General features: G+C 59.5%; 24 protein-coding genes (1 of these 24 running past the window's edge). 13 read left to right on the forward strand and 11 right to left on the reverse strand.

All coding sequences use genetic code 11. The features are described from left to right. Window positions 1–200: 200 nt before the first annotated feature. Window positions 201–707, reverse strand: a complete 507-nt coding sequence (gene folK / locus BLT55_RS26780) for a 2-amino-4-hydroxy-6-hydroxymethyldihydropteridine diphosphokinase (protein ID WP_055000969.1) — start codon at window positions 705–707, stop codon at window positions 201–203. Further along, window positions 700–2,103: a polynucleotide adenylyltransferase PcnB gene (locus tag BLT55_RS26785; RefSeq protein ID WP_007251697.1), complete on the reverse strand. Its 1,404-nt coding sequence runs from the start codon at window positions 2,101–2,103 to the stop codon at window positions 700–702. The genes folK and BLT55_RS26785 overlap by 8 nt, the downstream gene beginning before the upstream one ends. A gap of 451 nt (window positions 2,104–2,554) precedes the next feature. Between BLT55_RS26785 and BLT55_RS26790 the strand changes: the two genes are divergently transcribed. Next, entirely contained in the window at window positions 2,555–3,532 is a 978-nt protein-coding gene (locus BLT55_RS26790; RefSeq protein ID WP_074799822.1) for an IS5 family transposase, read from the forward strand. 512 nt (window positions 3,533–4,044) lie between these two features. Here BLT55_RS26790 and BLT55_RS26795 read toward each other — a convergent pair. The 5 genes from BLT55_RS26795 to dksA form a co-directional block, all read right to left on the reverse strand. Continuing rightward, complete coding sequence (locus BLT55_RS26795) at window positions 4,045–5,478, reverse strand: sigma-54-dependent transcriptional regulator (RefSeq protein ID WP_074801215.1); 1,434 nt, start codon at window positions 5,476–5,478, stop codon at window positions 4,045–4,047. Between the two features lie 22 nt (window positions 5,479–5,500). Next, window positions 5,501–8,455, reverse strand: a complete 2,955-nt coding sequence (locus BLT55_RS26800; protein ID WP_104442785.1) for a sensor histidine kinase — start codon at window positions 8,453–8,455, stop codon at window positions 5,501–5,503. Continuing rightward, complete coding sequence (locus BLT55_RS26805; RefSeq protein WP_002552060.1) at window positions 8,439–8,615, reverse strand: hypothetical protein; 177 nt, start codon at window positions 8,613–8,615, stop codon at window positions 8,439–8,441. The genes BLT55_RS26800 and BLT55_RS26805 overlap by 17 nt, the downstream gene beginning before the upstream one ends. A 98-nt stretch (window positions 8,616–8,713) precedes the next feature. Beyond that, window positions 8,714–9,601 (reverse strand): tRNA glutamyl-Q(34) synthetase GluQRS, encoded by an 888-nt coding sequence (gene gluQRS / locus BLT55_RS26810; protein ID WP_055002153.1) that lies wholly within the window; start codon window positions 9,599–9,601, stop codon window positions 8,714–8,716. Window positions 9,602–10,468: 867 nt separating this feature from the next. Continuing rightward, window positions 10,469–10,909, reverse strand: a complete 441-nt coding sequence (gene dksA / locus BLT55_RS26825) for an RNA polymerase-binding protein DksA (RefSeq protein ID WP_007251701.1) — start codon at window positions 10,907–10,909, stop codon at window positions 10,469–10,471. A 351-nt stretch (window positions 10,910–11,260) separates the two neighbouring features. Here dksA and BLT55_RS26830 point away from each other — a divergent pair, with 351 nt between their 5' ends. Then, entirely contained in the window at window positions 11,261–12,433 is a 1,173-nt protein-coding gene (locus tag BLT55_RS26830) for a pyridoxal phosphate-dependent aminotransferase (RefSeq protein ID WP_055001091.1), read from the forward strand. Next, the gene (gene sfsA, locus BLT55_RS26835) at window positions 12,433–13,155 is read left to right on the forward strand and encodes a DNA/RNA nuclease SfsA (protein WP_055001092.1); all 723 of its coding nucleotides are present in this window, start codon (window positions 12,433–12,435) and stop codon (window positions 13,153–13,155) included. The genes BLT55_RS26830 and sfsA overlap by 1 nt, the downstream gene beginning before the upstream one ends. A 7-nt stretch (window positions 13,156–13,162) precedes the next feature. Here the strand turns inward: sfsA and BLT55_RS26840 are convergent, their stop codons facing one another. Next, complete coding sequence (locus BLT55_RS26840) at window positions 13,163–13,501, reverse strand: Rieske (2Fe-2S) protein (RefSeq protein WP_086004221.1); 339 nt, start codon at window positions 13,499–13,501, stop codon at window positions 13,163–13,165. Between the two features lie 224 nt (window positions 13,502–13,725). Here BLT55_RS26840 and deoC point away from each other — a divergent pair, with 224 nt between their 5' ends. Continuing rightward, window positions 13,726–14,511 carry a deoxyribose-phosphate aldolase gene (deoC, locus tag BLT55_RS26845; RefSeq protein WP_055001093.1) on the forward strand — a complete coding sequence of 262 codons (786 nt, stop codon included), beginning with the start codon at window positions 13,726–13,728 and terminating at the stop codon, window positions 14,509–14,511. A gap of 334 nt (window positions 14,512–14,845) precedes the next feature. On the opposite strand, the gene BLT55_RS26850 is transcribed toward deoC, so the two are convergent. Both BLT55_RS26850 and BLT55_RS26855 read right to left on the reverse strand, forming a co-directional pair. After that, window positions 14,846–15,190 (reverse strand): pentapeptide repeat-containing protein, encoded by a 345-nt coding sequence (locus tag BLT55_RS26850; protein WP_007251707.1) that lies wholly within the window; start codon window positions 15,188–15,190, stop codon window positions 14,846–14,848. Window positions 15,191–15,285: 95 nt separating this feature from the next. Continuing rightward, window positions 15,286–16,824 carry a bifunctional aminoglycoside phosphotransferase/ATP-binding protein gene (locus BLT55_RS26855; protein ID WP_055001094.1) on the reverse strand — a complete coding sequence of 513 codons (1,539 nt, stop codon included), beginning with the start codon at window positions 16,822–16,824 and terminating at the stop codon, window positions 15,286–15,288. A 130-nt stretch (window positions 16,825–16,954) separates the two neighbouring features. Between BLT55_RS26855 and mrcB the strand changes: the two genes are divergently transcribed. From mrcB to BLT55_RS26870, 3 genes are read left to right on the forward strand one after another with little or no spacing between them, the layout of a single operon-like run. Then, entirely contained in the window at window positions 16,955–19,276 is a 2,322-nt protein-coding gene (mrcB, locus tag BLT55_RS26860) for a penicillin-binding protein 1B (protein ID WP_055001095.1), read from the forward strand. Window positions 19,277–19,293: 17 nt separating this feature from the next. Next, complete coding sequence (locus tag BLT55_RS26865; protein ID WP_162234983.1) at window positions 19,294–20,037, forward strand: tetratricopeptide repeat protein; 744 nt, start codon at window positions 19,294–19,296, stop codon at window positions 20,035–20,037. After that, window positions 20,037–20,366: a YqcC family protein gene (locus BLT55_RS26870; RefSeq protein ID WP_055001097.1), complete on the forward strand. Its 330-nt coding sequence runs from the start codon at window positions 20,037–20,039 to the stop codon at window positions 20,364–20,366. The genes BLT55_RS26865 and BLT55_RS26870 overlap by 1 nt, the downstream gene beginning before the upstream one ends. 9 nt (window positions 20,367–20,375) lie before the next feature. On the opposite strand, the gene BLT55_RS26875 is transcribed toward BLT55_RS26870, so the two are convergent. Then, complete coding sequence (locus BLT55_RS26875) at window positions 20,376–20,792, reverse strand: DUF4124 domain-containing protein (protein WP_055001098.1); 417 nt, start codon at window positions 20,790–20,792, stop codon at window positions 20,376–20,378. 398 nt (window positions 20,793–21,190) lie between these two features. On the opposite strand from BLT55_RS26875, the gene BLT55_RS26880 reads away from it, so the two are divergent. From BLT55_RS26880 to msrQ, 6 genes are all read left to right on the forward strand, one after another. Next, complete coding sequence (locus BLT55_RS26880; protein ID WP_055001103.1) at window positions 21,191–22,915, forward strand: acetolactate synthase 3 large subunit; 1,725 nt, start codon at window positions 21,191–21,193, stop codon at window positions 22,913–22,915. Between the two features lie 2 nt (window positions 22,916–22,917). Beyond that, the gene (gene ilvN / locus BLT55_RS26885) at window positions 22,918–23,409 is read left to right on the forward strand and encodes an acetolactate synthase small subunit (RefSeq protein ID WP_002552075.1); all 492 of its coding nucleotides are present in this window, start codon (window positions 22,918–22,920) and stop codon (window positions 23,407–23,409) included. Between the two features lie 47 nt (window positions 23,410–23,456). After that, window positions 23,457–24,473, forward strand: coding sequence for a ketol-acid reductoisomerase (gene ilvC, locus BLT55_RS26890; RefSeq protein WP_055001099.1), 1,017 nt, complete (start codon window positions 23,457–23,459; stop codon window positions 24,471–24,473). A 167-nt stretch (window positions 24,474–24,640) separates the two neighbouring features. After that, a complete protein-coding gene (gene pssA, locus BLT55_RS26895) occupies window positions 24,641–25,492 on the forward strand; it encodes a CDP-diacylglycerol--serine O-phosphatidyltransferase (protein WP_055001100.1) in 852 nt (283 codons plus the stop codon). A gap of 62 nt (window positions 25,493–25,554) precedes the next feature. After that, window positions 25,555–26,568, forward strand: a complete 1,014-nt coding sequence (gene msrP / locus BLT55_RS26900; protein WP_055001101.1) for a protein-methionine-sulfoxide reductase catalytic subunit MsrP — start codon at window positions 25,555–25,557, stop codon at window positions 26,566–26,568. Then, window positions 26,568–26,812, forward strand: partial view of a protein-methionine-sulfoxide reductase heme-binding subunit MsrQ gene (gene msrQ / locus BLT55_RS26905; RefSeq protein WP_055001102.1) — the beginning only. 388 nt of this gene lie beyond the right edge of the window; the window shows 245 of its 633 coding nt (coding positions 1–245); it begins with the start codon at window positions 26,568–26,570; its stop codon lies off the right edge, out of view. The genes msrP and msrQ overlap by 1 nt, the downstream gene beginning before the upstream one ends.

Consider the following 26,812-nt stretch of genomic DNA (forward strand, 5'->3'; position numbering starts at 1 on the left):
ACAGGTATGCAGCGCGTGAGAGTCATTCTGGAAAAGCAGGCACACCGTCGTGTCGCGGTGTTTTGCAAAGGCCTGTTTCGCACCCGTTCGCCAGTGGTCTGGCGGCGGGAGGCCTATCTTCGTGAGGAGGGGGCGTGAAGTCAATTGAAGGTGTTACCTGTGTGCCGGATCGGTTACACAACCGAGGTAACAGACTGACGCTATGCGGCGCCAGGCAGGCGCTCCAGCCCGGCAAAAGGGCATTCGCCGAGCAACTGATTCAGCTCGCGGCCATCCGCCAGAATCAGTCCGGGAGCCAGCTCCGCCAGCGGGTACAGCACGAACGCTCGGGCCTGCATGTGGTAATGCGGTACTTTGAGACGCGGCTCGTCGATGACGCGATCGCCGAACAGCAGAATATCGAGGTCCAGCGTGCGTGGCCCCCAACGTTCGTGACGTTCACGGCCCTGATCCAGCTCGATGGCTTGCAGCGCGTCGAGCAGCGCCAGGGGTGACAGTGAGGTGTCGAGCGCGGCGACGGCGTTGGTGAAACGCGGCTGGCCGGGCAGCAACGAGTCGCTGACATAAAAAGACGACACGCCGGTCATCTCACTGCCGGGCAATTGCGCCAGCGCCTTGAGCGCTTGGCGCAACTGCTCGGCCGGGTCAGCGAGGTTGCTGCCCAGGCCGATGTACACACGTTCGCGGGCCACCAGCGGTTCACTCACCGCTTTGCGCTTCGCCGCCGGTGCGCTTGCGTTTGGCACCGGTGTTGCGACGCCGTTTACGCGGCGCAGCACCTGCGGCTTCGGGTTTGTTGCTCAGGTCCCGGATCATGTCGCGACGCTCGCTGTCGTTGCAGTCCTGATAGTCGGTCCACCATTGGCCCAGCCCGTCAGTCTGCTCGCCCGCGCTTTCACGCAGCAGCAGGAAATCGTAACCGGCACGGAAGCGCGAGTTGTCCAGCAGCAAGTCGGCACGTTTGCCTGAGCGACGCGGCAGACGCTCCTGCATGTCCCAGATCTCGCGGATCGGCAGGGTGAAGCGCTTGGGAATCGCGATGCGCTGGCACTGCTCGATGATCAGTTCATGAGCAGCGTCCTGCATGGCCGCAATCGGCGGCATGCCACGTTCCTGCGCACGCAGCACCTTGGCCGGCAGCGCCGGCCAGAGCAGGGCGGCAAACAGAAACGCCGGGGTGACCGGTTTGTTCTGCTTGATGCGCAGGTCGGTGTTGATCAGCGCATTGCTGATCAGGGTGTGGGTGTACGTCGGGTTGTATTCCAGCGCTTTGGAACTGGCCGGGAACAACGGTTCGAACAGCTCCAGGTCGACCAGCATTTCGAAGGTCGGCGCGGCGTAGCCGGAGAGGAACAGTTTGAGCACTTCTTCGAACAGTCGTGCCGAAGGAATGTCACGCAGCATCGGCGCCAGGGCGCGGATCGGCTGAGCGCTGTGCTTCTCGATGCCGAAATCCAGCTTGGCGGCAAAACGCACCGCGCGCAGCATGCGCACCGGGTCTTCTTTATAGCGCTGTTCCGGATCACCGATCAGACGGATCAGGCGATTGCGGATGTCGTGCACGCCGTTGGCGTAATCCAGAACCCTCTCGCTGACCGGATCGTAATACAGCGCGTTGATCGTGAAGTCGCGACGCTGGGCGTCTTCTTCAAGCGTGCCGTAAACGTTGTCACGCAGGATGCGTCCGCTTTCGTTGCGCGAGGACTGATTGCTGTCCTCTTCTTCGTCATCCTGAGGATGATTGGCGCGGAACGTCGCGACTTCGATGATTTCGCGACCGAAGTGGATGTGCACCAGCTTGAACCGGCGGCCGATGATCCGCGCATTGCGGAATTCGGCCCGTACCTGTTCTGGCGTGGCGCTGGTGGCAACGTCGAAATCCTTGGGCGTGATGTTGAGCATCATGTCGCGAACGCAACCACCGACCAGATAGGCCTGGTAGCCGGCGTTCTGCAAACGCTCGACGATATTGACGGCATAGCGGCTGAATTGGCTGCGCTGCAGCGAGTGCTGGCTGCTGTTGAGCACTTCAGGCGTGGTGCGCGTATGTTGCTGCGGTTTGCGCAGTGGGGAACGAAATGACTGGAACAACTTCTTCAGCATGGGATGCACTGTTTGAAGGAATATTCGGCCAAAAACGGGGAATGACCGCATGATGGGTCGGGATTCTAGCATTTAGTCGGGGGATGGTGTAGGAAGCTGTCGCGGAAGGGACAAACTATGGCGCGGAGCCATGTTTGAAGAGCCGGTTTCGGTTGCAGCCAGAGAAGCTGCTGGGGGAGCCGAAGCTCCCCCAAAGTGTGTGCTCTTTATTGTTGTTTTCTGTTCGGGCTTCTTGTTTTTGTTGAGTGCCCATTCACGAGACTTTCGTCTGTGAAACCTCCCAATCGGGAGTCAAGAGCAAACGGATTGCTTTGGTCGCTGCGTTGCAATGATCATTCGATCCAACCAGTTCAGGCGCTACCTAAGGAGGCGCTGCAAAAATAGCCAACTGTCCCCACCCTTGGCACACTAAGTTCCTTCAACAGCCTCCCTCTCCGTGAGCGTTACGCGCGTGCAGAAGACCTTCTCCGAACTCGAATATACCGGCAAGAAAAAGCAGACTCGCCGAGATCGCTTCCTGGCTGACCTTGAACAGTTGGTGCCCTGGGCCCTGCTGGAGGCGCAAGTGGCGCCGTTTTATAGCAACACCGCAGGCAAGCGCGGACGCCCTGCGATAGGGGTGTCGCGCATGTTGCGCATGTACGTCGTGCAGCAGTGTTTCGGTTTCTCCGATGAAGGTTGCGAAGATGCCGTCTACGACAGCCAGGCCATCCGCGGTTTTATGAGTATCGACCTGGGTCGCGAGTCTGCACCGGATGCCACCACCTTGCTGCGTTTTCGCCGCTTGCTGGAAGTCCATCAGCTAACCCGGCTGCTGTTTGAAACGATTAACCAGCATCTGGCCAGCCGGGGGCTGCTGCTCAAGGAAGGCACTATCGTCGACGCTACTCTGATCGCCGCGCCGCCCTCGGTCAAGAACCGAGAAGGCAAGCGTGATCCTGAGATGCATCAGGCCAGGAAAGGCAATCAATGGCACTTTGGGATGAAGGCCCACATTGGTGTAGACGCCACGTCGGGGCTGGTGCACAGCGTAGTAGGGACGGCCGCTAACGTGGCGGATGTCACCCAGGTTGGCCAGTTGCTTCACGGTGACGAAACCTATGTTTCGGGTGACGCTGGATACACCGGTGCGGCCAAGCGACCGGAGCATGCTGAACGGGACGTTATCTGGTCGATTGCAGAACGGCCAAGCAGTTACAAGCAGCACGGCGAAGGCAGCGTGCTGTATCGGGTCAAGCGCAAAATTGAATATGCCAAGGCGCAACTGCGTGCCAAGGTCGAGCACCCCTTCCAGGTAATCAAGGTGCGCTTCAATCATCGCAAGGTTCGCTACCGTGGGCTGGAAAAGAATACAGCGCAGTTGTTCAGTTTGTTTGGGTTGGCCAATCTGATGCTGGCCAAGCGGTATTTACAACAGACGGCAGGATAAATCCGTCTGAAAGGCGGGACTGGCCCGCCTTTCAGCAAAATGAGGGCAGAAATCTGCTCGAGAAACGTAAAATAAGGCCGGCAGGTTGAAAAAAACCGGCTTGGAAATGGGGACGGTGCGAACGGGTTAATTGTTCAGCGTCTCCCTAAGGGTAGTTTTTGTTGTTCTCGGCTTGGTTGCGGGGCAAGCCCCAAATACAACTCATCTCCAAAAGAATCAGTTAGCTGCGCCTCCGCCGTGTTGTTCTTGTTATGCGTGAGTCGATTCGTATTGTTTTTATTATGGGTGTCGTACGGCTTGTTGTTTTTCTTGTACCAAGCATATAGCAGAAGCTGTGCCAACTTTGGCGAAGGCCCGGAAACCGGGGGCTTGAGATGTTCGGCGGTTTTCCTGGGGCGTAAAAAAGCCGGGCCTGCGTTACCGTAAGACCCGGCTTTTGTTACGTGGAGTGTTTGCGGTAACAGTTTGTACTCAGCCCTGTGCACCGCGTGCCAGAGCCTCGCACAGAATTTTCAGGTTTCGTTGGCGACGCCTTTGCGACGCGGAATGCCCAAGCGCTGGCGCCGCTCCCACAGACACTTGCGACTGACGCCGAGTTTGCGCGCCAGTTCGGTTTCGGTCATGTGGTCCTGGTGCTCCAGAACGAAGTGCTGAAAGTAATCTTCCAGCGAGAGGTCTTCGCTCGGTTCGCTGCCGGCGGTGTTCGAGGAGCCGGGCAGCGGCGCCATGCCCATGTACTCGTCGTCATCGAGACCGTCCAGTTCGATGTCGATACCCAGCAGGTCGGCGGTGATATCCGGGTTTTCGCAAAGAATGACCGAGCGCTCCACGGCGTTTTCCAGCTCGCGCACGTTGCCCGGCCAGCTGTAATGACGGATGGCCTGTTCGGCATCGGGTGCAAACTTCAAGTCGTTGCGACCGACTTTGGCGCTCTGGCGTACCAGAAACGCTTGGGCAATTTCCAGTACGTCGCTGCCGCGCTCGCGCAACGCGGGCAGTTTGAGGGCGATAACGTGCAGACGGTAGAACAGGTCTTCGCGGAATTCGCCGTTCTTGGCCAGGGTCTTGAGGTCACGGTGGGTCGCCGCAATCAGGCGCACATCGACCTTTTGTGATTGCACCGAGCCAACCCGACGAATCTCGCCTTCCTGCAATACGCGCAGCAGTCGCGCCTGGGCTTCCAACGGCAATTCGCCGATCTCGTCGAGAAACAACGTGCCGCCGTCCGCTGCTTCGACCAGACCGGCACGACCGGCGCTGGCGCCAGTGAATGCGCCTTTCTCGTGGCCGAACAGCTCGGACTCGATCAGCGATTCAGGGATCGCCGCGCAGTTGACCGAAATCATCGGTGCCTTGGCCCGGCGTGACAGGTTGTGCAGTGCGCGAGCGACCAGTTCCTTGCCGGTACCCGATTCACCCTGAACCAGGACGTTGGAATCGGTCGGCGCAACTTTGCGGATCTTGCTGTACAGATCGAGCATCGGCGGGCAGGAGCCAATGATGCCGATTTCGCCACTGGCGTTCTGTGAGGTGGCTTTTTCGCTACCGTTCACCTTGCCGATGGCGCTGCGTTCGGCCTGCAGGCTCTTCACGGTCTGGCGATCACGCAGGATGCGCGAGACGGCCTGAAGCATTTCGTCGTGATCGAACGGTTTGGCGATGTAATCCACCGCGCCCATTTTCATCGAATCGACGGCCGAGCGCAGGCTGGCGTAACTGGTCATGATCAGCACCGGTTTGCCTTCGCCCAGTTTGATCAATTCGGTGCCGGGTGCGCCGGGCAGGCGCAAGTCGCTGACGATCAAATCAAATGACGGGATGCTGAAACGTTCCTGAGCTTCCTGAACGGAGCCCGCTTCACTGACCTCATACTGATTGCGTTCGAGCAGACGACGCAGGGCTGAGCGGATAATCGTTTCGTCTTCGACGATCAAAATATGCGGCATTGATTCAGTTCTCTCGACGGTCTCAGTTCGCGGTGGACGTCGCGTCGACATGGCGTGGCAAGGTCACCCGAATACGAGTGCCACGCTGTTGCTCGGGATCGGCCGGGCTGTCGATAGTGATCTGTCCATAATGCTCTTCAACGATGGAATAGACCAGCGCAAGGCCAAGTCCGGTTCCTTCGCCAGGATCTTTGGTGGTAAAGAACGGTTCGAACAAACGGTCCATGATGGCCTTTGGAATTCCACTGCCTTCGTCTTCGACGATGAGGTCGACGGTGTGCTCGAATACTTCGCTTTTGACCCGCACTGCGCTGCCTGCCGGGGATGCGTCACGGGCGTTGGACAGCAGATTGATCAAGACCTGCGCCAGGCGTTGCGGATCACCGATGGCCCAGTGTTCGGGGTTGCACAGGTTATAGAAGTGTACTTCGAAATTGCGCCGGTTCAGCGCCAGCAGACCAATAGCATCCTGAGCCACTTCGGCCAGACAGACGGCTTCGTCGCTGTGCTGATGCGCGCCGGCATGGGCAAAACTCATCAGTGACTGGACGATCCGCGACACGCGCTTGGTCTGTTCGAGGATCTGGCTGCTGATTTCCTTCAGTTCGCCGTCTTCTTCGCGCTCTTCACGCAGATTCTGCGCCAGACAGGCAATGCCGGTGATCGGATTGCCGATCTCATGCGCCACGCCAGCCGCCAGCCGGCCGATACTGGCCAGACGCTCGGAATGCACCAGCTTGTCTTCGAGCATCTGGGTGTCGGTCAGGTCTTCGACCAGCAGCACCAGACCGCTGTTGCCGGGTGCCAGGGGTTCGTTGATCGCCGCCTTGTGCAGGTTGAGCCAGCGGGTCTGCCCGTCGAGGCCGAGTTTCTGCTTGTGCAAATGCTCGTCCGGCACACTGGTAAAGCCGGTCAACAGGCTGTTCCAGGGGGCGGCGATAGTGTCCAGGCGCGAGCCGACGACCCGTTGCGCGACGATTCCGGTCAGCTCTTCCATGGCCCGGTTCCACATCAGGATCTCGTGGTCTTCGGCCAGCGAGCACACGCCCATCGGCAGTTCCTGCAGTGTCTGGCGGTGGTAGCGGCGCAGGGCGTCGAGTTCGGCGGCAAGCCCGGTCAGGCGCGAGTGGTAATCCTCAAGTCGGCTTTCGATGAAGTGGATATCTTCGGTGACATATTTCTCGCTGCCTGATTTGTAGGGCAGGAAGGTTTCCACCATGTCCTGCGCAACGCTGGGACCCATAAGCCCCGAGAGGTTGGCTTCGATCCGGTCGCGCAGACGACGCAGTGCATAAGGGCGGCGCTCGTCGAAGGGCAGATAAAGATCGCGCAGCGCCTGCTCGACTTCCTTCTGCGCGGCTTTGGCCCCCAGTGGTTTGGCCAGTTGCGTGGCGAACTCCTGAGGCGACACGGCGTGCAGTTCGCGGCGTTGCGGGCGGCTCACGTTATCGACGGCGCAGGCTTCGGCAGCACTGACTTCTTCCGGGCTGGCGTTGGTGAACAGCGAAATCAGGGTGAACAGCAACACGTTGGCGGCCAGCGAGGCAATCGCCGCCATGTGCCAGCTGGTGTCGTCCAGCACGTAGATCATGTTCAGCCAGGGAATGTAGAAGCCCTGCAGGTTGCCGATCAGCGGCAGCAGCATGCTGATCACCCAGACCGCGATGCCGGCCAGCAAACCGGCGATGAAACCGCGCCGATTGGCGGTCGGCCAGTACAGCACTGACAGCACGCCGGGCAAAAATTGCAGGGTCGCAACGAAGGCGACAATGCCGAGGTTGGCCAGATCCTGCTGCGCACCCAGCATCAGGTAGAAGGCATAGCCCAGAGCGATAATCGCCACGATCAGCCCGCGCCGGGTCCACTTCAGCCAGCGGTAGATATTGCCTTCGGCCGGTGGCTGATAAAGCGGCAGCACCAGATGGTTGAGCGCCATGCCGGACAGCGCCAGGGTGGTGACGATAATCAGCCCGCTGGCCGCCGACAACCCGCCGACATAGGCAAGCAGGGCCAGCGATTTGCTGTTGGCGGCGATGCCGATGCCGAGGGTGAAATATTCCGGGTTGGTGGTAGCGCCGAGCTTGAGCCCGGCCCACAGAATCAGCGGCACAGCCAGGCTGATCAACAGCAAAAACAGCGGCAGCCCCCAGCTGGCGCTGACCAGCGAACGCGGGTTGAGGTTTTCCGTGAACGTCATGTGATACATGTGCGGCATGACGATGGCCGACGCGAAGAACACCAGCAGCAGCGTGCGCCAAGGGCCTTCCTGCAACGGCGTGTGCAGCGAGGCGAGGGCGGTCTGGTTCTGCAGCAGCCACAATTCCAGTAGTTGCGGACCGTCGAACACGCCATACAAGGCATACAGCCCGATGCCGCCCAGCGCGATCAGCTTGATCAGCGACTCGAACGCGATGGCGAACACCAGCCCTTCATGCTTCTCGCGGGTTGCGATGTGCCGTGAGCCGAAGAAGATCGTGAACAAGGTGATCAGCGCGCAAAAGGCAATGGCGACCCGGTCCTGCACCGGTTCACGGGTCAGAATACTGATCGAGTCGGCCACCGCCTGAATCTGCAACGCCAGTAATGGCAGTACGCCGATCAGCATGAAGATAGTGGTCAGCGCGCCCGCCCAGGTGCTGCGAAAGCGAAAGGCGAACAGGTCGGCCAGCGATGAAAGCTGGTAAGTGCGGGTGATCTTGAGGATCGGATAAAGCAGCACCGGCGCGAGCAGGAAGGCCCCGGAAACACCGAGGTAGCTGGACAGAAAGCCATAGCCGTATTTGTAGGCCAGCCCCACGGTACCGTAGAACGCCCAGGCACTGGCGTAGACACCGAGTGATAGCGTGTAGGTCAGCGGATGACGAATGATCCAGCGCGGAATCAGGCCGCGCTCGCTGATCCAGGCCACCGTGAACAGCAGCAACAGATACGCGGCGCTGACCAGCAGCATCTGCGTCAGGCTAAAGCTCATCGGCATCTCGCTGGCTCTGGAGAATGAACGTCACCACGATCAGGATCAGCCACAGCATGTACGGCCGGTACCAGGCGCCGGTTGCATCGATCCACCAGTCCATGATGGCCGGGGAGAACAGGTAGATACCTACTACCAGAAGCAAAACCAACCGGTATATGTACATCTGGTCTCCCTGCGCTGGTAGATGAGGAGCGGCATGTTAACGGATGCCGGGCAACCTGCAAGTATCCTTGAGTCGCAGTTTTCCGCGACCGCTCTGGATCAGTCTATCCGGGCTTCTTCAATCGTGCGCAGTCTGGGGATCAGGTCGGCGTTCCAGTGCCTGATGCCCCAGGCGAGCACTTCCTGCGCGGTGCCGTCGGCCATGTGCGCGTCAACCGGCTGGCCCAGCGCGCGCAGGGCACGCAGCAACAACGGAGTCGCCTGATCGGCCGGCAGTGGCGGGGAGCGATAGGATTTGCCGAGCTTGTGACCGTCCGGCTGGGTGATCAACGGTACGTGCAAGTAGCGCGGCTGCGGCAGGCCGAGTAGCTCTTGCAGATACAAATGGCGGGGTGTCGAGTCCAGCAAATCCGCACCGCGCACGATATCGGTAATGCCTTGCCAGGCGTCATCGATGACCACCGCGAGCTGATACGCGTAAAGCCCGTCACGCCTGCGAATCACGAAATCACCGCTCTCACGGCCCAGATGCATGCGAAAAGTGCCCTGCACCCGGTCTTCGAAGCGGTATTCCAGCTCCGGCACGCGAATGCGAATAGCCGCGTTTACCGGTTCATGTCCCGCATCGCGGCATAAACCCGGATAAATACCCTGAAACGGCTCGAGCTGCTTGCGCGAACAGGTGCAAGCGTAGGCCAGGCCATGATGAAACCAGCGCTGGATGACTTCAGCGTAGGCATCATGACGCTCGCTCTGCCGGACCATCGCGCCATCCCATTCGAAACCGTAACGCTCCAGCGTTTCGAGAATCGCGCTTTGCGCACCCGCCATTTCACGAGGCGGATCGAGATCCTCCATGCGCAACAGCCACTGCCCGCCCACAGCGCGCGCATCCAGATATGACGCCAGCGCAGCGACCAGCGAGCCGAAATGCAGATAACCACTGGGAGTCGGCGCAAAGCGCCCGATATAAGCCGGTTTTTTCATGGCCGGGATGGTACGGGCGGCGGGCTTGAGCGGGCAAGCGAAACGCGGCTGGTCGCCACTTTATGCTGCAACATAACGTCATGCCTTGTGCGTCGTCACTGCCCATAAAAGAAAGCGCTTTTCTATCGCGATGGCACTGGCGACGCAGAGTGCGACGTAAGTGACGGCTGAGTCCTGACACTGATCCGGGGGATGCGAGGCAGGACGCCGAGCAAGCCGCACCGGGCCAAGGATGGCCCGTTGCAGCGGCCCCCGGATCAGTGTCAGGGCGAAGGAACCCGACGAAGTCGGGCCGGAAACGGAGCCGGGATTTTGGTGACTTTTATCCTTCAAAGTCACTCGCCGAGGGGCGAAAAGGTGCCTCAAGTCGAACCGAAATCTCACTGAATCACAGAACTGTGTGACGCAGAGCGTCACGAAATGCATACCGACGCGGAGCGTCGGCACGATAGTCAACGCGGCCGGACGCCACGTTATGCTGCAACACAACGTCATGCCTTGTGCGTCGTCACTGCCCATAAAAGAAAGCTTTTCTATCGCGATGGCACTGGCGACGCAGAGTGCGACGTAAGTGACGGATCAGTGTCAGGGCGAAGGAACCCGACGAAGTCGGGCCGGAAACGGAGCCGGGATTTTGGTGACTTTGATCCTTCAAAGTCACTCGCCGAGGGGCGAAAAGATGCCTCAAGTCGAACCGAAATCTCACTGAATCATAGAACTGTGTGACGCAGAGGATCGCACGATAGCTGAGATTATCGTTTCTCACGCTTCAGCGTAGGAATGCAGAGCGTCGGCACGATAATCAACGCTGAGCGAGCACAAAAAAAGACGCTTGAGCGTCTTTTTTGGTTCAAGGCAAGCCTCAGGTCATTTACCGACCTGTTTTTCCTTGATTTCTGCAAGGCTCTTGCAGTCGATGCACATGTCTGCGGTAGGGCGCGCTTCCAGACGGCGGATGCCGATCTCTATACCGCAGGACTCGCACCAGCCGTACTCTTCATCCTTGATCAACTGCAACGTCTTGTCGATTTTCTTGATCAGCTTGCGCTCGCGATCACGTGCACGAAGTTCAAGGCTGAACTCTTCCTCCTGGCTGGCACGATCGGCCGGATCCGGGAAGTTGGCAGCTTCGTCCTTCATGTGGCCTACCGTACGGTCGACCTCTTGCATCAAGTCCTGCTTCCATTTGTTCAGGATCTTGGTGAAATGCTCGCGCATAGGCTTGCCCATGTACTCTTCGTCCTTCGTTTGCACGTAGGGTTCGAAGCCGCTGATGGGCTTGCTCTGTTGATTCTCTTGGGTGGGCATGTATGGACCGCCTCTCACTCTTCTAATCCGTTGTGCAGGATTGTTCCATCACCGACACCCGTCGGCCCTGCAACTGCAAGCGGGCGAACTTACCAGATCAAATCGGAGTGCGCTACTCCCGGTTGTCGAGCATGATGGCGCATTGGCCCTACAAAGATGACCATTGCTAAACAGCTCCTTGCTTAAATGAACTCTAGCTGCCTGGCACCGTCATACTTAACTTTTGTCCGGTGCCCATCGACCGGCATCTGCGGGCCTTTGAAAGCACGCTGGCCGAGCGGTCGGGTAGAATCATGCCTCGTTGTCATGACCATTATGTTTTTGCTCTCCGCTTCACTATAAGGAAGACCCATGGCCCAGCCTTACAGCGCACGCAGTCGCGCCATCGAACCTTTTCACGTCATGGCGCTGCTGGCGCGGGCCAATGAATTGCAGGCAGCGGGGCATGATGTCATCCACCTCGAAATCGGCGAGCCCGATTTCACCACCGCAGAGCCGATCATCAAAGCGGGGCAGGCAGCGCTGGCCGACGGCAAAACCCGCTACACCGCCGCACGCGGGTTGCCGCAACTGCGCGAAGCGATTGCCGGGTTTTACGCTACGCGCTATCAGCTCGACATCGATCCGCAGCGGATTTTGGTCACGCCGGGTGGTTCGGGGGCGTTGTTGCTCGCCAGCAGCCTGTTAGTCGACCCAGGCAAACACTGGCTGCTGGCCGATCCGGGGTATCCGTGCAATCGGCACTTTCTGCGCCTGGTCGAAGGCGAAGCGCAACTGGTCCCGGTCGGGCCGCAGGAGCGTTATCAACTGACGCCCGAGCGGGTGGCGGCACACTGGAACCCGAACAGCGTCGGGGCACTGGTCGCATCGCCCGCCAACCCGACCGGCACGCTGCTGAATCGCGATGAGCTGGCAGCCTTGTCCCAGGCGCTGAAAGCCCGCAACGGGCATCTTGTGGTGGACGAGATCTACCACGGCCTGACCTATGGCGTTGATGCCAGCAGTGTTCTTGAGGTGGACGACGACGCGTTCGTCTTGAATAGTTTTTCAAAGTATTTCGGCATGACCGGATGGCGGTTGGGCTGGCTGGTTGCGCCGCCCGAGGCAGTGGCGGATCTGGAAAAGCTCGCCCAGAACCTCTACATCAGCGCACCGAGCATGGCGCAATACGCCGCGCTGGCCTGTTTCGAGCCGCAGACGCTGGCAATTCTCGAGCAGCGTCGTGCCGAATTCGGTCGCCGTCGGGACTTTCTGCTGCCTGCCTTGCAGGAACTGGGGTTTGGCATTGCTGTCGAGCCGGAAGGCGCTTTTTATCTGTACGCCGACATCTCGGCTTTTGGCGGCGACGCCTTCGCGTTTTGCCAGCACTTTCTGGAAACCGAACATGTGGCCATCACTCCTGGGCTGGATTTCGGTCGCCATCAGGCCGGGCATCACGTGCGCTTCGCCTACACGCAGAGCCTGCCGCGTCTGGAGCAGGCAGTCGAACGCATCGCTCGCGGTCTGCGCAGCTGGAGCGCCTGATGCGCTTTACTCCAGAGCTTGAGCAGGGCCGCCTGCTGACGCGCTACAAGCGCTTTCTGGCGGATATCGAAACCGACAGCGGTGAGCTGCTGACCCTTCATTGCCCAAACACCGGTTCGATGCTCAATTGCATGATGCCGGGCGGTCGAGTGTGGTTCAGTCGCTCGAATGACCCCAAGCGCAAGCTGCCGGGCACGTGGGAAATCAGCGAAACGCCGCAGGGCCGTCTTGCCTGTATCAACACCGGGCGGGCCAATACGCTGGTGGAAGAGGCCTTGCGCGCCGGGGTCATCAGTGAACTCGATGGCTTTACGGCGCTCAAGCGCGAGGTGGCCTACGGGCAAGAAAAAAGCCGGGTGGATTTTCGTCTGGAATACCCGGATGGCTATCTCTATCTGGAAGTGAAGAGCGTCACGTTGGGGTTCGATGGCTCGGCGGTGGCTGCGTTTCCCGATGCCGTCACCCAGCGCGGTGCGCGGCACCTGCGGGAACTGGCGACGCTGGCGCGTGAAGGCGTGCGCGCGGTGTTGTTGTATTGCGTCAATCTGACCGGCATCGACGCTGTGCGCCCGGCCAAGGAAATCGACCCGGCCTACGCGTCTGCGTTGCGCGAGGCGGTCGATGCCGGGGTGCAGGTTCTGGCGTATGGCGTGCAACTGACGCCGGAGCAGATCTTCATCGACCGACCTTTGCGGGTGCAATGGCTGGACGCATCTGTCTGATCGTCGTTCAGCCTTCGTCCTCATCGGGCGGCAGTTCGACCCAGATGCCTTGATCGTCTTCGCGGCAGCTGATCGCGGTCAAGGACTGACCTTCGCACGGTCCCGCGACACATTCGCCGTTTTCGATCAGAAACAGTGCGCCATGTGTGGCGCACTGGATCAGGCTGGCGCTGCTGTCGAGGAATTGATCTGCCTGCCATTCCAGACGAATGCCCCGATGCGGGCAGCGATTCCGATAGACGAATACCTCTCCCTGACGGCGTACTGCCAGCAACGCGTGTTCACCGACTGCAAACCCTCGACTTTGGGCTTCGGGCAACTGACTTGAGGTGCAAATGAGTATCAACGGGCCTCCGATGGGCGATTTTCGACCAGTCCTGAACTACGCTGTGCTTAGTTTGACAGTTTCCCCAAGCCACCGCTCTGTTGGGCGTAGTGGCTTCATTCCAGTGCTAGCGGCGTAGTCTTTTTCCGATATCAATGTAGTCCATGTCCCGGAGCGCTTTGCCCGCGCCTGCTGGTCTTTCAGGCCGTATATCGTCCTGCCATGTCTTTCAAGCCGGGAACATCATGAAACCCATGACTGCGGATGACGAGGCGCAAGCGCGCCAGGCCATCAGGTTGCTGGAGCTTTTCGCCCTTAACACCGACGACACCGAACAGCGCGTTGTCGGTATCTGCCAGCGGGCCTGGACGCCCGTCGGGCCTGTTGCGGCGGTCTGTGTTCAGCCGCGCTTCGTATGCCTGGCACGCACCACGCTTGACCGGATGCTGGCGCGCGACATCAAGGTGGTCGCGGTCGTCAACTTTTCTCACGGCAGCAGCAATGTCGGCTCGGCGGTGTCTGAAGTGCGCGCTTCGCTGATCGCCGGCGCTGACGAGATCGACGTTGTCTACCCGTTTCGGGCGCTGCTTGGCGGAGATCGGCAGATCGGTATCGACCTGATATCAGCGTGCAGTGCTTTATGTGGCGGGCAAGTGCCCCTTACGGTGACCCTGGAAACCGGTGATCTGCGAGACTCGCAAACCATTCACGCTGCGTGTTGCGATGCGATTGCCTCCGGGGTCAGCTTCATCAAGAGCAGCACCGGCAAGGGCGCGACCCACGTGACGCCACAGGCCGCGCGGATCATGCTGGCGTCGATTGCCGATGTAGGCGGGCAGGTCGGCTTCAAAGTTGCCGGAGGCATTCGCACGTTTGATGAGGCGCGTTTTTACCTGGCGCTGGCTCGCGGACGGTTTGGCGCACAGTGGGTCAATGCCGGACGCGTTCGCCTGGGCGGCTCATGCCTGCTGGATGATCTGTTGGGGCGCCTGGGCCTGCAAGACGTGGCAGGCGAGGGTGGCGGATTCTGAGGTGTTGACCGGGTTTATCCGAGCAAAAAAAGACCCAGCAAAAAGCCGGGTCAAAAACCGTGATTAGCCTGATGAGGAGATAATCTGAAAGTCCGAACCAAGGTCTTTCAGGCTACCGTCCAGTCTCGCGACTGGATGTGATAATCATAACGATTCTCATTTGTAAGTCAACCTGTCTTTTTTACGGGCTTGCTGGCGATCCCGGGCGCGTGTCTCAAGGCGGGGGGGGGGGGCGGCAGTGCCGCGCAGAGTTCGGCGTCATGAGCAAAACGGCGACAGGCAATACTCCACCGCCCCACCTGCAGGTCACAGGCAGGCCGACGTATTCAGTGGTTCAACGAATGCGATAGCGCAGTCGAGTACCGAAATTGACGGACATCAGGATTTCATCGGCGGAAAGCTCCGGCGGAAAGAACACGCCAGATATCTGTGCGTGCGCGATGCTCGCACCTTCCATTGGCGTGTTGCGCAGATCCAGCCCGCGCAGGTCTGCGGAGCGGAAGTAGGCGTCGGTGAAGTCGATGCCGGTGGTGTCCAGCAAGCGCAGGTCCAGACCGCGGAAATCGCCCCCGACCATGTCGATGGTGCCGGTTCGCGGTTTTTCCTGATTGAAGCCTTCGACGTCATCCTTGCGCAGCAGCATATAAAGTGGCGAGTCGATCTGTTTGGGCTGGCTCATGACGGCCTCATCGTTGCGTTGGAATTATGGCGCCAGTATATCGCCATCATTATGAGGCCGTGAAGCGTTAACCGCTCAACGGCCATACGTGGGATTTACAGGCCTGGCAAGCGCTGGCGCAGGTTGTCGATGAGGCTGTCCATGTCACTGCTGACGTTGGTCGCAACCTTCTTGCTGCGCAGGATTTCTTCTGCGCTCAGCGGTTCGCGACTGGCTTGCTGGGCCTCGATAACCTCCAGCGTGGCGTCGGACGGGTCGTTGTTCTGCGCCTGACGTTGCGCGAGCCAGCCAGCGATGACAGCCTGCGGCGCTTCGCAATCGATGATCAGGAACGGTACACCCGTGATCTCGGCTATTTTTGCCGCCGCGTCGCGTTGTTCATGCTTGAGATAAGTTGCGTCGATCACAACCGAGAAGCCGGCACGCAGGGCCTTCTCAGCCAGTTCATGCAGGCGCGCATACGTCGCGACACTGGCCTGTTCGCCGTACAGCTCAGTGCCCTGGCCGGGAAACAGACGTTTGCGCTCGACATCGGAGCGCAGGCGCACAGCGCCGAGCGACTCGACCAGACGCATGGCCACGTGGCTTTTGCCTACCGCTGAAACACCGTGAGTGATGGCCAGGAACGGTGACGGGATGGCGCTGTAAGTTTCGGCCAGATTGGCATAGTTGCGGTACTGGCGCAGGGTCGCCGCACGCTGTAAACCATCGGCGTCGGGGGCCTGGCTGAACAACGCGACCTTGGCACGAACCATGGCGCGGTAGGCTTTGTAGAAGTTCAGCAACTCAAGGCCTGCATAATCGCCGGTCACTTCCAGGTACTGACTGATCAGCCGACGTGAAAGCGATTTCAGGCCACGGTCCTCGAGGTCCATCGCCAGAAAGCCGATGTCGGCATAGACATCGGTCTTGCGGAACGGCTCGTTGAACTCGATGCAGTCAAACAGCACTACCTTGCCATCGATCACAGTGGCGTTACCCAGATGGATATCGCCATGGCATTCACGGATGAAACCGTCGGCCTTGCGCTGCGTTAGCAAAGGCTTGAGTCGCGAAAAGCTCGATTCAGCCCAGGCCTGTAGGGCATCGAGTTGCGCCAGATCGGATTTTTCGCTGATCAGCGGGCGGATCTGCTCGAAATTCTGTACAACCGGCGCCATGACGCTGTCAGGCGACCCCCATTCGCTCTCGCTGGTAACACGCGGCGAGTCGAGATGGAAGCCGGCGATCTGCTGCGCCAGTGCGTCGATGTGGGCAGTGGTCAGCTCGCCATTGGCTTGCAGCGTGCTCAACAGATTGTCCTGTGAAAACTGGCGCATCTTGAGCGCGTATTCGATCACTTCACCGTCGCCGCCCAGTTGCGGCGCGTCGGCTGAGCCGGTGATCGGCAACACTTCAAGGTACAGATCGTCAGTGGTGCGCTGATTCAGGCGCAACTCTTCGTGACAGAAATGCTCGCGCAGGGCCAGTGTGGTGAAATCCAGAAAGCCGAAGTTCATCGGTTTCTTGATTTTGTAGGCATAAGGACCGGTCAGCAGAACCCACGAAATGTGCGTTTCGATGACCTGGAAATGCTCCACTGGATGCGGGAAAAGGGCAGGGTTCTGCAGGGCTGCGATCAAAGACTGGCTCACGGACGATCCTTCAGGAATGTATTCGAAATATAAGTGTGCGATGCAGCCATTATGGCCGCTTGGCACGAGGCTGCAAACCGCTGACTCAGGCGTCTGTCGATCCTTGGCAAAGTGCGTATAATCCGCGCCCATGACTCGATCCCGCACCTCTCGTTCCCCTAAAAAGCAACCTCCCCGCAGCCTGCACAAGTGGCTGGGCTGGGCGTTGAAGCTTGGTATCGTCGGCCTGGTTCTGCTGGGCGGCCTGGCGATTTATCTCGATGCGATTGTTCAGGAGAAATTCTCCGGCAAGCGCTGGACCATCCCGGCCAAGGTCTATGCGCGGCCGCTGGAGCTGTTCGTCGGGCAAAAGCTCAGCCGTGATGATTTCCTCATCGAGCTCGATGCACTGGGCTATCGCCGTGAAAGCGTGGCCAACGGGCCAGGCGCTGCTGCCGTGAACGGCAACACGGTCGATCTCAATACCCGTGGCTTCCAGTTTTACGAAGGCACTGATGCCGCACAGCAGGTGCGGGTGCGCTTCTCCGGTGATTATGTCGCCGACCTGTCGTCCGGCAATGGCGCCAAGCTCGCGGTCGCACGGCTCGAGCCCTTGCTGATCGGCGGCCTGTACCCGAAGAATCTCGAAGACCGGATCCTGATCAAGCTCGATCAGGCTCCGCCGTACCTGCTCGACGGGCTGGTCGCGGTTGAAGACCGGGATTTCTACCATCACTTCGGGGTGTCACCCAAATCCATTGCCCGGGCCATGTGGGTCAACACGTCCCAGGGGCAGATGCGCCAGGGCGGCAGTACGCTGACCCAGCAGTTGGTCAAGAACTTCTACCTGACCAACGAGCGCAGCCTGACTCGCAAACTGACTGAAGCCATGATGGCCGTGTTGCTGGAGATTCATTACAGCAAGCAGGAAATCCTTGAGGCGTATCTCAACGAGGTCTTTGTCGGCCAGGATGGCCAGCGCGCCGTCCACGGTTTCGGTCTGGCCAGTCAGTATTTCTTCAGTCAGCCGCTGTCCGAACTGAAAATCCATCAGGTGGCGATGCTGGTCGGGCTGGTCAAGGGGCCGTCCTTCTATAACCCGCGTCGCAATCCCGAGCGTGCACTGGAGCGTCGCAATCTGGTGCTCGACCTGTTCGAACAGCAAGGCGTGGCCACACCGGAAGTGGTCGCCGCTGCGAAGAAAATGCCATTGGGCGTGACCAAAACCGGCACGCTCGCCGACAGCTCGTTCCCGGCTTTCCTCGATCTGGTCAAGCGTCAGTTGCGCGAAGACTATCGCGATGAAGACTTGACCGAAGAGGGGCTGCGGATCTTCACCAGCTTCGATCCGATCCTGCAGATGAAGTCCCAGGCGGCCATAGACGACACGTTCAAAAAGCTTGCCGGGCGCAAGGGTGTGGATGAAGTGGAAGCGGGGATGGTCGTCACCAATCCAGAGACCGGCGAAGTGCAAGCGCTGATTGGCGGACGCGAGGCCGGGTTCTCGGGCTTCAATCGGGCGATCGATGCGGTGCGGCCGATTGGCTCGCTGGTCAAACCGGCTATTTATCTGACCGCGCTGGAGCGCCCAAGCCAGTACACGCTGACCAGTTGGATCGCCGACGAGCTGTTTCAGGTCAAGGGCGCCGATGGTCAGATCTGGAAACCGCAGAACTACGATCACAAGTCCCACGGCAACATCTTTCTGTATCAGGGGCTGGCGCATTCCTACAACCTGTCGACTGCCAAGCTAGGCCTTGATCTGGGTATTCCGAACGTGTTCAAAACCCTGGCCAGGCTGGGCGTGACTAGCGAGTGGCCCGCGTATCCATCGATGTTGCTGGGGGCGGGCGGCTTGAGTCCGATGGAAGTCGCCACCATGTATCAGACGATCGCCAGCGGCGGGTTCAATACGCCGATGCGCGGCATTCGCAGCGTACTGACGGCTGAAGGTGAACCGCTCAAGCGCTATCCGTTCAAGATCGAGCAGCGCTTCGATCCGGGTGCGATTTATCTGGTGCAGAATGCGATGCAGCGGGTCATGCGCGAAGGGACGGGCAAATCTGTTTACAACGTGTTGCCGAGTTCGCTGAATCTGGCGGGCAAGACCGGCACCAGTAACGACTCTCGCGACAGCTGGTTTGCCGGTTTCAGTCAGGACCTGCTGGCGGTGGTCTGGATGGGCCGCGACGATAACGGCAAGACTCCGTTTACCGGCGCTACCGGTGCCTTGCAGGTCTGGACCAGCTTCATGCGCAAGGCCTATCCGTTGCCGCTGGACATGGCGATGCCGGACAACGTCGTTCAGGCGTGGGTCGATGCGCAGACGGGTCAGGGCTCGGACGCCAGCTGCCCGAATGCAGTGCAGATGCCGTATATTCGCGGCAGTGAGCCCCAGCCCGGCGCGACATGCGGCGGCGCTCCAGCACCTGCGACTGAGGTGATGGACTGGGTCAAGGGTTGGTTGAACTAGGCAATCGAGGTTTTGACGTGAATAAATGGTGGATTCCAGCTTTAACAGCTCTGGCTTTGCTGAATGGCTGCGCCAGCGTGGAGCGCGGCTCGATTCCGGTCGAGGATTCAAGCTCCAGAGTGTCCAACGGCGAGCGCGTGGCAGCTACGAACAAGGGCGCTTATCGCCCCAATACAGCGCCGGCTCAGCAGCCGCAAGCCGTACCGCAAGACTCGGGCGTGGTCGTGATGGTGCCCGGCGGCGGTAGTGGCGATGCGGGTCAGAGCTTTTCTGCTCCGGCCAGTCAGGCCCCGTTCAGCGTCAACACGCCGCCGGTCGATGCGGCACCGGCCACTCAGGCGCCGATCAGTTCGGCTCCGGCTGCCAATAACAGCTACAGCATTCCGGCCGCCTCGGCACCGAGCGGGATTCCTTCCAGCGGTGGCGGTCTGTCCGAGGACGAGCAACTGGATGGCCCGGTTCTGGCCTTGCTGACCACCGCACAGCAACAGCAGAGCAGCGGTGACTTGAATGGCGCCTCTTCCAGCCTCGAACGCGCGCAGCGTGTTGCCCCGCGCGAGCCGCAGGTGCTTTATCGTCTGGCGCAAGTGCGTCTGGCCCAGGGCGATGCAGCCCAGGCCGAGCAATTGGCCCGCCGCGGTCTGACGTACGCTAATGGCCGCGCCAGTCTGCAAGCCAGCCTCTGGGGTTTGATTGCACAGTCCCGCGAGAAACAAGGTGATGCAGCCGGTGCTGCGCTGGCTCGTCAGAAGGCTCGCTAATGGACCAGCGCCTGCCTGAAATTGCCGAGCAGTTGTTGCTGATAGAGCGCGAGTTGCGCGCGCTGGGCTGGTGGGATGTCACGCCGCCCAGCGAGGCAGCGTTGTCCAGCCAGGAGCCGTTCAGTGTCGATACGCTGGAGTTCGCTCAATGGTTGCAATGGATCTTCCTGCCGCGCATGAAGGTCATTCTCGAGCGCGACCTGCCACTGCCCAATGCGTCCGGCATCGTGGAAATGGCCGAGATGGTCTATGCCGGTCGCTTGAGTGAAACGCGTCTGCTGCAACAGCATCTGGCGCGGTTCGATCAACTGATCGCTGCGACGCGTTGATCGACTCGCCTAGCGGCAAAGCTCACTGATCGCCCGCTCGGTTTCTTCGATGCGCGTCTTGCGGGTCTCCTCCGTAAGACGTCGCGACTCTCCACCCACTTGCTCGCGCACCCGCGGATTGTTCTGCAGTTGCGCGAGATTGGTGCGCAGGGTCTCGCAATTCCCGGCGCGCTTGGCTTCCTGTATTTTTATCTGATTTTTGACTTTCTGGTCGATGGCGCGTTGCTGCGCGGCGCCATCGACCGCGGGTGGCGCGGGGGCAGCTACTGGCGGCGGCTGTTGCACGTTTATCTGCTGAGCCTGCTGGCCCGTCGGCGGCTGGGCGTCGAAATGCGTCACGCCCTGAGCGTCGACCCATTTATAGACAGAAGCGGCCTGGCCGGTTGAAGCGATGGTCAGTGCTGCGGCGAAAATCATCCAGCGCATGTCGAGTCCTTGAGGTGTCAGTGCCTCTGGGAAACTACCATAACGATGCGTTTCCGTCCGAAACGGTGCGATTTCACAGGCTTGCAGCCAAGAAAGCGCACGGATGACTTGACTTGAGGGGGGGGAATCACAACAATCCAAAGTTCGCTGTAGAAGGACTGCCAGAAGCAGACCCTCTCGGTAGATCATGAGGCGCACACCCGCGCCGACCTGTAACACCCGCAACGCGTTACCTCGCGCTGGGTGGGAATGTTCCGCAACACTCAGGGACATCCCAATACTTGCTCAGTCAGTGCTGACGTAGTCGGCGACCACCGTCGCTCATGCTCTGCTGGCAGTAAACCTACAAAGACCCGTCCCGGAGTGGGCGGTATTCTGGCGTTTTAGAGGTGAACAACGTGGAGCTTTTATCTGGCGCTGAAATGATCGTCCGCTTTTTGCGTGACGAAGGCGTTGAGCATATCTATGGGTACCCGGGTGGTGCCCTCCTGCATGTCTACGATGCCCTGTTCAAAGAACCTGCTGTGAGCCATATTCTGGTTCGTCACGAGCAGGCTGCCACGCACATGGCTGACGGTTATGCGCGTGCGACCGGCAAAGCGGGCGTGGTGCTGGTGACCTCGGGTCCTGGTGCGACCAATGCCATTACCGGTATCGCCACGGCGTACATGGACTCCATTCCGATGGTGGTGCTGTCCGGTCAGGTCGCGAGCACGCTGGTGGGTACCGATGCGTTCCAGGAGACAGACATGATCGGTATCTCCCGGCCGATCGTGAAGCACAGCTTCATGATCAAGCACCCGTCGGAAATCCCGGAAATCTTGAAAAAAGCGTTCTATCTGGCGCAGTCGGGTCGTCCTGGTCCTGTGGTTGTCGATATTCCGAAAGACATGACCAACCCGGCCGAGAAATTCGAATACGTCTTTCCCAAGAAAGCCAAGCTGCGCTCTTACAGCCCGGCGGTCCGTGGGCATTCCGGGCAGATCCGCAAAGCCGTGGAAATGCTCCTGGCGGCCAAGCGTCCGATCGTCTATGCCGGTGGCGGCGTGATCATGGGCAACGCTTCGGCGCAGCTGACCGAGCTGGCGCAGCTGCTCAATGCTCCGGTCACCAACACGCTGATGGGCCTGGGTTGCTATCCGGGCACGGATCGCCAGTTCGTCGGCATGCTCGGCATGCACGGCAGCTACACCGCCAACCTCGCGATGCACCACACCGACGTGATTCTGGCCGTGGGCGCGCGTTTCGATGACCGGGTGATCAATGGCGCGAGCAAGTTCTGCCCGAATGCCAAGATCATCCACATCGATATCGACCCGGCGTCGATCTCCAAGACCATCAAGGCCGATGTGCCTATCGTCGGTCCGGTTGAAAGCGTGTTGACCGAGATGGTTGCCACCCTGAAAGAAATCGGCGAAACGCCTGACAAGGCATCGGTCGATGCCTGGTGGAAGCAGATCGATGAATGGCGCGGGAATGGCGATCTGTTCCCGTATAACCGTGGCGATGGCTCTGTCATCAAGCCGCAGGCGGTGATCGAAACGCTGTGCGAAGTCACCAAGGGCGATGCCTACGTAACCTCGGATGTCGGCCAGCATCAGATGTTCGCTGCGCAGTACTACCGCTTCAACAAGCCGAACCGCTGGATCAACTCAGGCGGTCTGGGCACCATGGGCTTCGGCTTCCCGGCGGCGATGGGCGTCAAGCTGAGCTTCCCGGACGAGCACGTTGCCTGTGTGACCGGGGAAGGCAGCATCCAGATGAACATTCAGGAGCTGTCGACCTGTCTGCAATATGGCCTGCCGGTAAAAATCATCCTGCTCAACAACGGCGTGCTGGGCATGGTCCGTCAGTGGCAGGACATGAGTTACGGCGCGCGTCACTCGCATTCCTACATGGAATCGCTGCCTGACTTCGTCAAGTTGGTCGAAGCCTATGGCCACGTTGGCATGCGCATCACCGATTTGAAAGATCTGAAGCCGAAGATGGAAGAAGCCTTTGCCATGACTGACCGGCTGGTGTTCCTCGACATTCAGGTCGATGTGACCGAGCACGTCTACCCGATGCAGATCAAGGACGGCTCCATGCGCGATATGTGGTTGAGTAAGACGGAGCGGACATAATCATGCGCCATATCATTTCCCTACTGCTGGAAAACGAACCGGGCGCGCTGTCTCGTGTGGTCGGTCTGTTCTCGCAGCGTAACTACAACATCGAAAGCCTGACGGTCGCGCCAACCGAAGACCCGACCCTGTCGCGTCTGACGCTGACCACTGTGGGGCACGATGAGGTGATCGAGCAGATCACCAAGAACCTCAACAAACTCATTGAGGTGGTCAAGCTGGTCGACCTGTCGGAGAGCGCTCACATCGAGCGTGAACTGATGCTGGTCAAGGTCAAGGCCACCGGCGCGCAGCGTGCCGAGATCAAGCGCACCACGGATATCTTCCGCGGGCAGATCGTCGACGTGACTGCCAGCGTCTACACCGTGCAGCTGAGCGGCACGAGCGACAAACTGGACAGCTTCATTCAGGCCATCGGCACTGCCGCCATCCTGGAAACAGTACGCAGTGGCGTGACGGGCATTGCCCGTGGCGACAAAGTGCTGAGCATTTAAATCAATTAAGCAAATGGCCTGAACGGCCACGATAACAGGGGATTTCCATGAAAGTTTTCTACGACAAAGACTGTGACCTTTCGATCATCCAGGGCAAGAATGTCGCCATCATCGGTTACGGTTCGCAAGGCCACGCTCAAGCGTGCAACCTGAAAGACTCCGGCGTTGATGTCACCGTTGGCCTGCGCAAAGGTTCGGCCACTGTCGCCAAGGCTGAAGCCCATGGCCTGAAAGTGACGGACGTTGCCTCTGCCGTTGCTGCTGCCGACCTGGTCATGATCCTGACCCCGGACGAGTTCCAGTCCCAGCTGTACAAGAACGAAGTCGAGCCGAACCTGAAGCAGGGCGCAACACTGGCGTTCTCCCACGGCTTCGCGATTCACTACAACCAGGTTGTGCCACGCGCTGACCTCGACGTGATCATGATCGCGCCGAAGGCCCCGGGCCACACCGTACGTACCGAGTTCGTCAAAGGCGGCGGTATTCCTGACCTGATCGCGGTTTATCAGGATGCTTCGGGCAACGCCAAGAACGTTGCGCTGTCTTACGCTTCGGGCGTTGGCGGTGGCCGTACCGGCATCATCGAAACCACCTTTAAGGACGAGACTGAAACCGACCTGTTCGGCGAGCAGGCTGTTCTGTGTGGCGGTACTGTCGAGCTGGTCAAGGCCGGTTTCGAAACGCTGGTTGAAGCCGGCTACGCGCCAGAAATGGCCTACTTCGAGTGCCTGCACGAACTGAAGCTGATCGTTGACCTCATGTACGAAGGCGGCATCGCCAACATGAACTACTCGATCTCCAACAACGCCGAATACGGCGAGTACGTGACTGGCCCGGAAGTCATCAACGCTGAATCGCGTCAGGCCATGCGCAACGCTCTGAAGCGTATCCAGGACGGTGAATACGCGAAGATGTTCATCACCGAAGGCGCGACCGGCTACCCATCGATGACCGCCAAGCGTCGTAACAACGCTGCGCACGGCATCGAAATCATCGGCGAGAAACTGCGCTCGATGATGCCTTGGATCGCGGCAAACAAGATTGTCGACAAAGACAAGAACTAAGCTTTTCCGGCTTACAGCCAGCTTTCAGCTGGTTTAAAAAAGCGCGACCCATGGGTCGCGCTTTTTCGTTATGGGTCAGGATCTGGTATAAAGCTGCAACGTTTTGCTGGCGAACCCTCGCCGCAGACCTGTGTCGAACCTTTTCATACCGCTGCAAGGTAATCTCCATGAGCGAACGTCCTGAAGAGCCCATCAAGGCCCCTGACGCTGAAAGTCTGCTACCGATCGATGAACATGTGGAAGAAGGGCATGATGCCGAAGGCCGTCAGGTCCGGCACCGCGGTATCTATCTGCTGCCCAACCTGTTTACTACGGCGAATCTGTTCGCCGGTTTCTACTCCATCATCAGTTCCATGAGTGCTCAAAGCGCCATGAGTGCGGGTGATTTCGCGGGGGCGAGCAAATATTTCGCGTTCGCCGCCATCGCAATCTTCGTCGCCATGGTCCTCGACGGGCTGGATGGTCGCGTTGCGCGCATGACCAACACCCAAAGTGCGTTCGGCGCCGAGTATGATTCGCTGTCCGACATGGTCGCTTTCGGCGTGGCCCCGGCCTTGCTGGCGTTCGGCTGGGCCTTGGGCGACATGGGCAAGGTCGGCTGGATGGTCGCCTTCATCTATGTAGCAGGAGCCGCGCTGCGACTGGCGCGCTTCAATACCCAGGTCGGCACGGCTGACAAGCGCTACTTTATCGGTCTGGCCAGCCCGGCGGCGGCAGGTGTCGTGGCAGGGACGGTCTGGGCGTTCAGCGACTTTGGCATTCAAGGCTCCAAGCTGTCGTTTCTCGTGGCGCTGCTGGTTGCGGCTGCCGGGATGCTGATGGTCAGCAACATCAAGTACAACAGCTTCAAGGAACTGGACCTGAAGGGCCGAGTGCCTTTCGTTGCGATTCTGGCGGTGGTGCTGGTATTTGCCGTGGTGTTCAGCGATCCGCCGCGCATCCTGCTGCTGATCTTCCTTGCCTACGCGCTGTCCGGACCGATTCAGTATCTATTGCGCCGCCATAAAGCCTCACAATGATCTAATTTCCACCATACTCCGTAGTCTACTGGTGCATCAGTTTCCTAGGCTGCGGAGTCATCATGCTAATCAAGCTTCCTTCTGCGTCGGACTCCAAAGAGTCGGACGTCACGCCTGAATCCATCTACCTCTCCCGACGTACAGTGCTCGCCAGCTCGCTTGCCGGCTTGGCTGTCACGGCCCTGCCGCGCTGGGCCGGTGCGGCAGATGCCTCGCGCTATGCGGATGTCGAGCCCGGCAAGGCGCCGGGCTGGTTCAACGACAAGCTTTCGGCGACGAAATGGCAGGCCGTCAATGTCAAGGACGAGGCCATCACGCCGTTCAAGGACGCGACTCACTACAACAACTTCTATGAGTTCGGTACCGACAAGGGTGATCCGGCGAAGAATGCGGGTTCGTTGCAGACCGAGCCGTGGAGCGTGGTGATCGACGGCGAAGTTGGCAAGCCAGGACGCTACGCGCTTGAAGACTTCATGAAGCCGTATCAACTGGAAGAGCGGATTTATCGACTGCGCTGCGTAGAGGCCTGGTCGATGGTCATCCCGTGGATGGGGTTTCCGATTTCGGACCTGCTCAGGCAAGTGGAGCCGACCTCCAAAGCCAAATACATTCGCTTCGAGACCCTGGAGGACGCCAAGTCCATGCCGGGGCAGCGCTCCAGCTTCGCCTTGATCGACTGGCCTTATGTAGAAGGGCTGCGTCTGGATGAGGCAATGAACCCGCTGGCGATTCTTGCCGTTGGGATGTACGGGCGCGAGCTGCCGAATCAGAACGGTGCGCCATTGCGTCTGGTGGTGCCGTGGAAGTATGGCTTCAAGAGTGTGAAGTCGATCGTGCGGATCAGCCTGGTCAGTGAGCAGCCGAAGACCACATGGCAGAGCATCGCGGCCAATGAGTATGGCTTCTATGCCAACGTCAATCCGACTGTCGATCATCCGCGCTGGACGCAGGCGCGTGAGCGTCGTCTGCCGAGCGGACTGTTCAGTCCCAATGTGCGGGATACGCAGATGTTCAACGGGTACGCGGATGAGGTTGCCTCTTTGTACGCGGGTATGGATTTGCGGAAGGACTACTGATGCGCTATCCGCTTTTTCGCCTTGCCGTGTTTGTCGCGGCTAGCGTGGCACCTGTCTGGTGGCTTTATCAGGCGTGGATTTTTGCTTTGGGGCCGGATCCAGGCAAGGCACTGGTCGAGAGCTTCGGTCTGGCGACGTTGATCATGCTGCTGATCACGCTGGCGATGACGCCATTGCAGCGTCTGACCGGCTGGCCGGGATGGATTGTGGTTCGTCGCCAGTTGGGGCTGTGGTGCTTTGCCTA

The sequence above is a fragment of the Pseudomonas cannabina genome (genome assembly GCF_900100365.1).
Lineage (GTDB): Bacteria > Pseudomonadota > Gammaproteobacteria > Pseudomonadales > Pseudomonadaceae > Aquipseudomonas > Aquipseudomonas cannabina.

Coding starts and splice junctions, on each gene's coding strand:
- BLT55_RS26785 (WP_007251697.1), bottom strand. CDS start 2,103: ATGCTGAAGAAGTTGTTCCAGTCATTTCGTTCCCCACTGCGCAAACCG.
- BLT55_RS26795 (WP_074801215.1), bottom strand. CDS start 5,478: ATGCCGCATATTTTGATCGTCGAAGACGAAACGATTATCCGCTCAGCC.
- BLT55_RS26800 (WP_104442785.1), bottom strand. CDS start 8,455: ATGCCGATGAGCTTTAGCCTGACGCAGATGCTGCTGGTCAGCGCCGCG.
- BLT55_RS26805 (WP_002552060.1), bottom strand. CDS start 8,615: ATGTACATATACCGGTTGGTTTTGCTTCTGGTAGTAGGTATCTACCTG.
- gluQRS (WP_055002153.1), bottom strand. CDS start 9,601: ATGAAAAAACCGGCTTATATCGGGCGCTTTGCGCCGACTCCCAGTGGT.
- dksA (WP_007251701.1), bottom strand. CDS start 10,909: ATGCCCACCCAAGAGAATCAACAGAGCAAGCCCATCAGCGGCTTCGAA.
- BLT55_RS26830 (WP_055001091.1), top strand. CDS start 11,261: ATGGCCCAGCCTTACAGCGCACGCAGTCGCGCCATCGAACCTTTTCAC.
- sfsA (WP_055001092.1), top strand. CDS start 12,433: ATGCGCTTTACTCCAGAGCTTGAGCAGGGCCGCCTGCTGACGCGCTAC.
- deoC (WP_055001093.1), top strand. CDS start 13,726: ATGAAACCCATGACTGCGGATGACGAGGCGCAAGCGCGCCAGGCCATC.
- BLT55_RS26850 (WP_007251707.1), bottom strand. CDS start 15,190: ATGAGCCAGCCCAAACAGATCGACTCGCCACTTTATATGCTGCTGCGC.
- mrcB (WP_055001095.1), top strand. CDS start 16,955: ATGACTCGATCCCGCACCTCTCGTTCCCCTAAAAAGCAACCTCCCCGC.
- BLT55_RS26870 (WP_055001097.1), top strand. CDS start 20,037: ATGGACCAGCGCCTGCCTGAAATTGCCGAGCAGTTGTTGCTGATAGAG.
- BLT55_RS26875 (WP_055001098.1), bottom strand. CDS start 20,792: ATGCGCTGGATGATTTTCGCCGCAGCACTGACCATCGCTTCAACCGGC.
- ilvN (WP_002552075.1), top strand. CDS start 22,918: ATGCGCCATATCATTTCCCTACTGCTGGAAAACGAACCGGGCGCGCTG.
- ilvC (WP_055001099.1), top strand. CDS start 23,457: ATGAAAGTTTTCTACGACAAAGACTGTGACCTTTCGATCATCCAGGGC.
- pssA (WP_055001100.1), top strand. CDS start 24,641: ATGAGCGAACGTCCTGAAGAGCCCATCAAGGCCCCTGACGCTGAAAGT.
- msrP (WP_055001101.1), top strand. CDS start 25,555: ATGCTAATCAAGCTTCCTTCTGCGTCGGACTCCAAAGAGTCGGACGTC.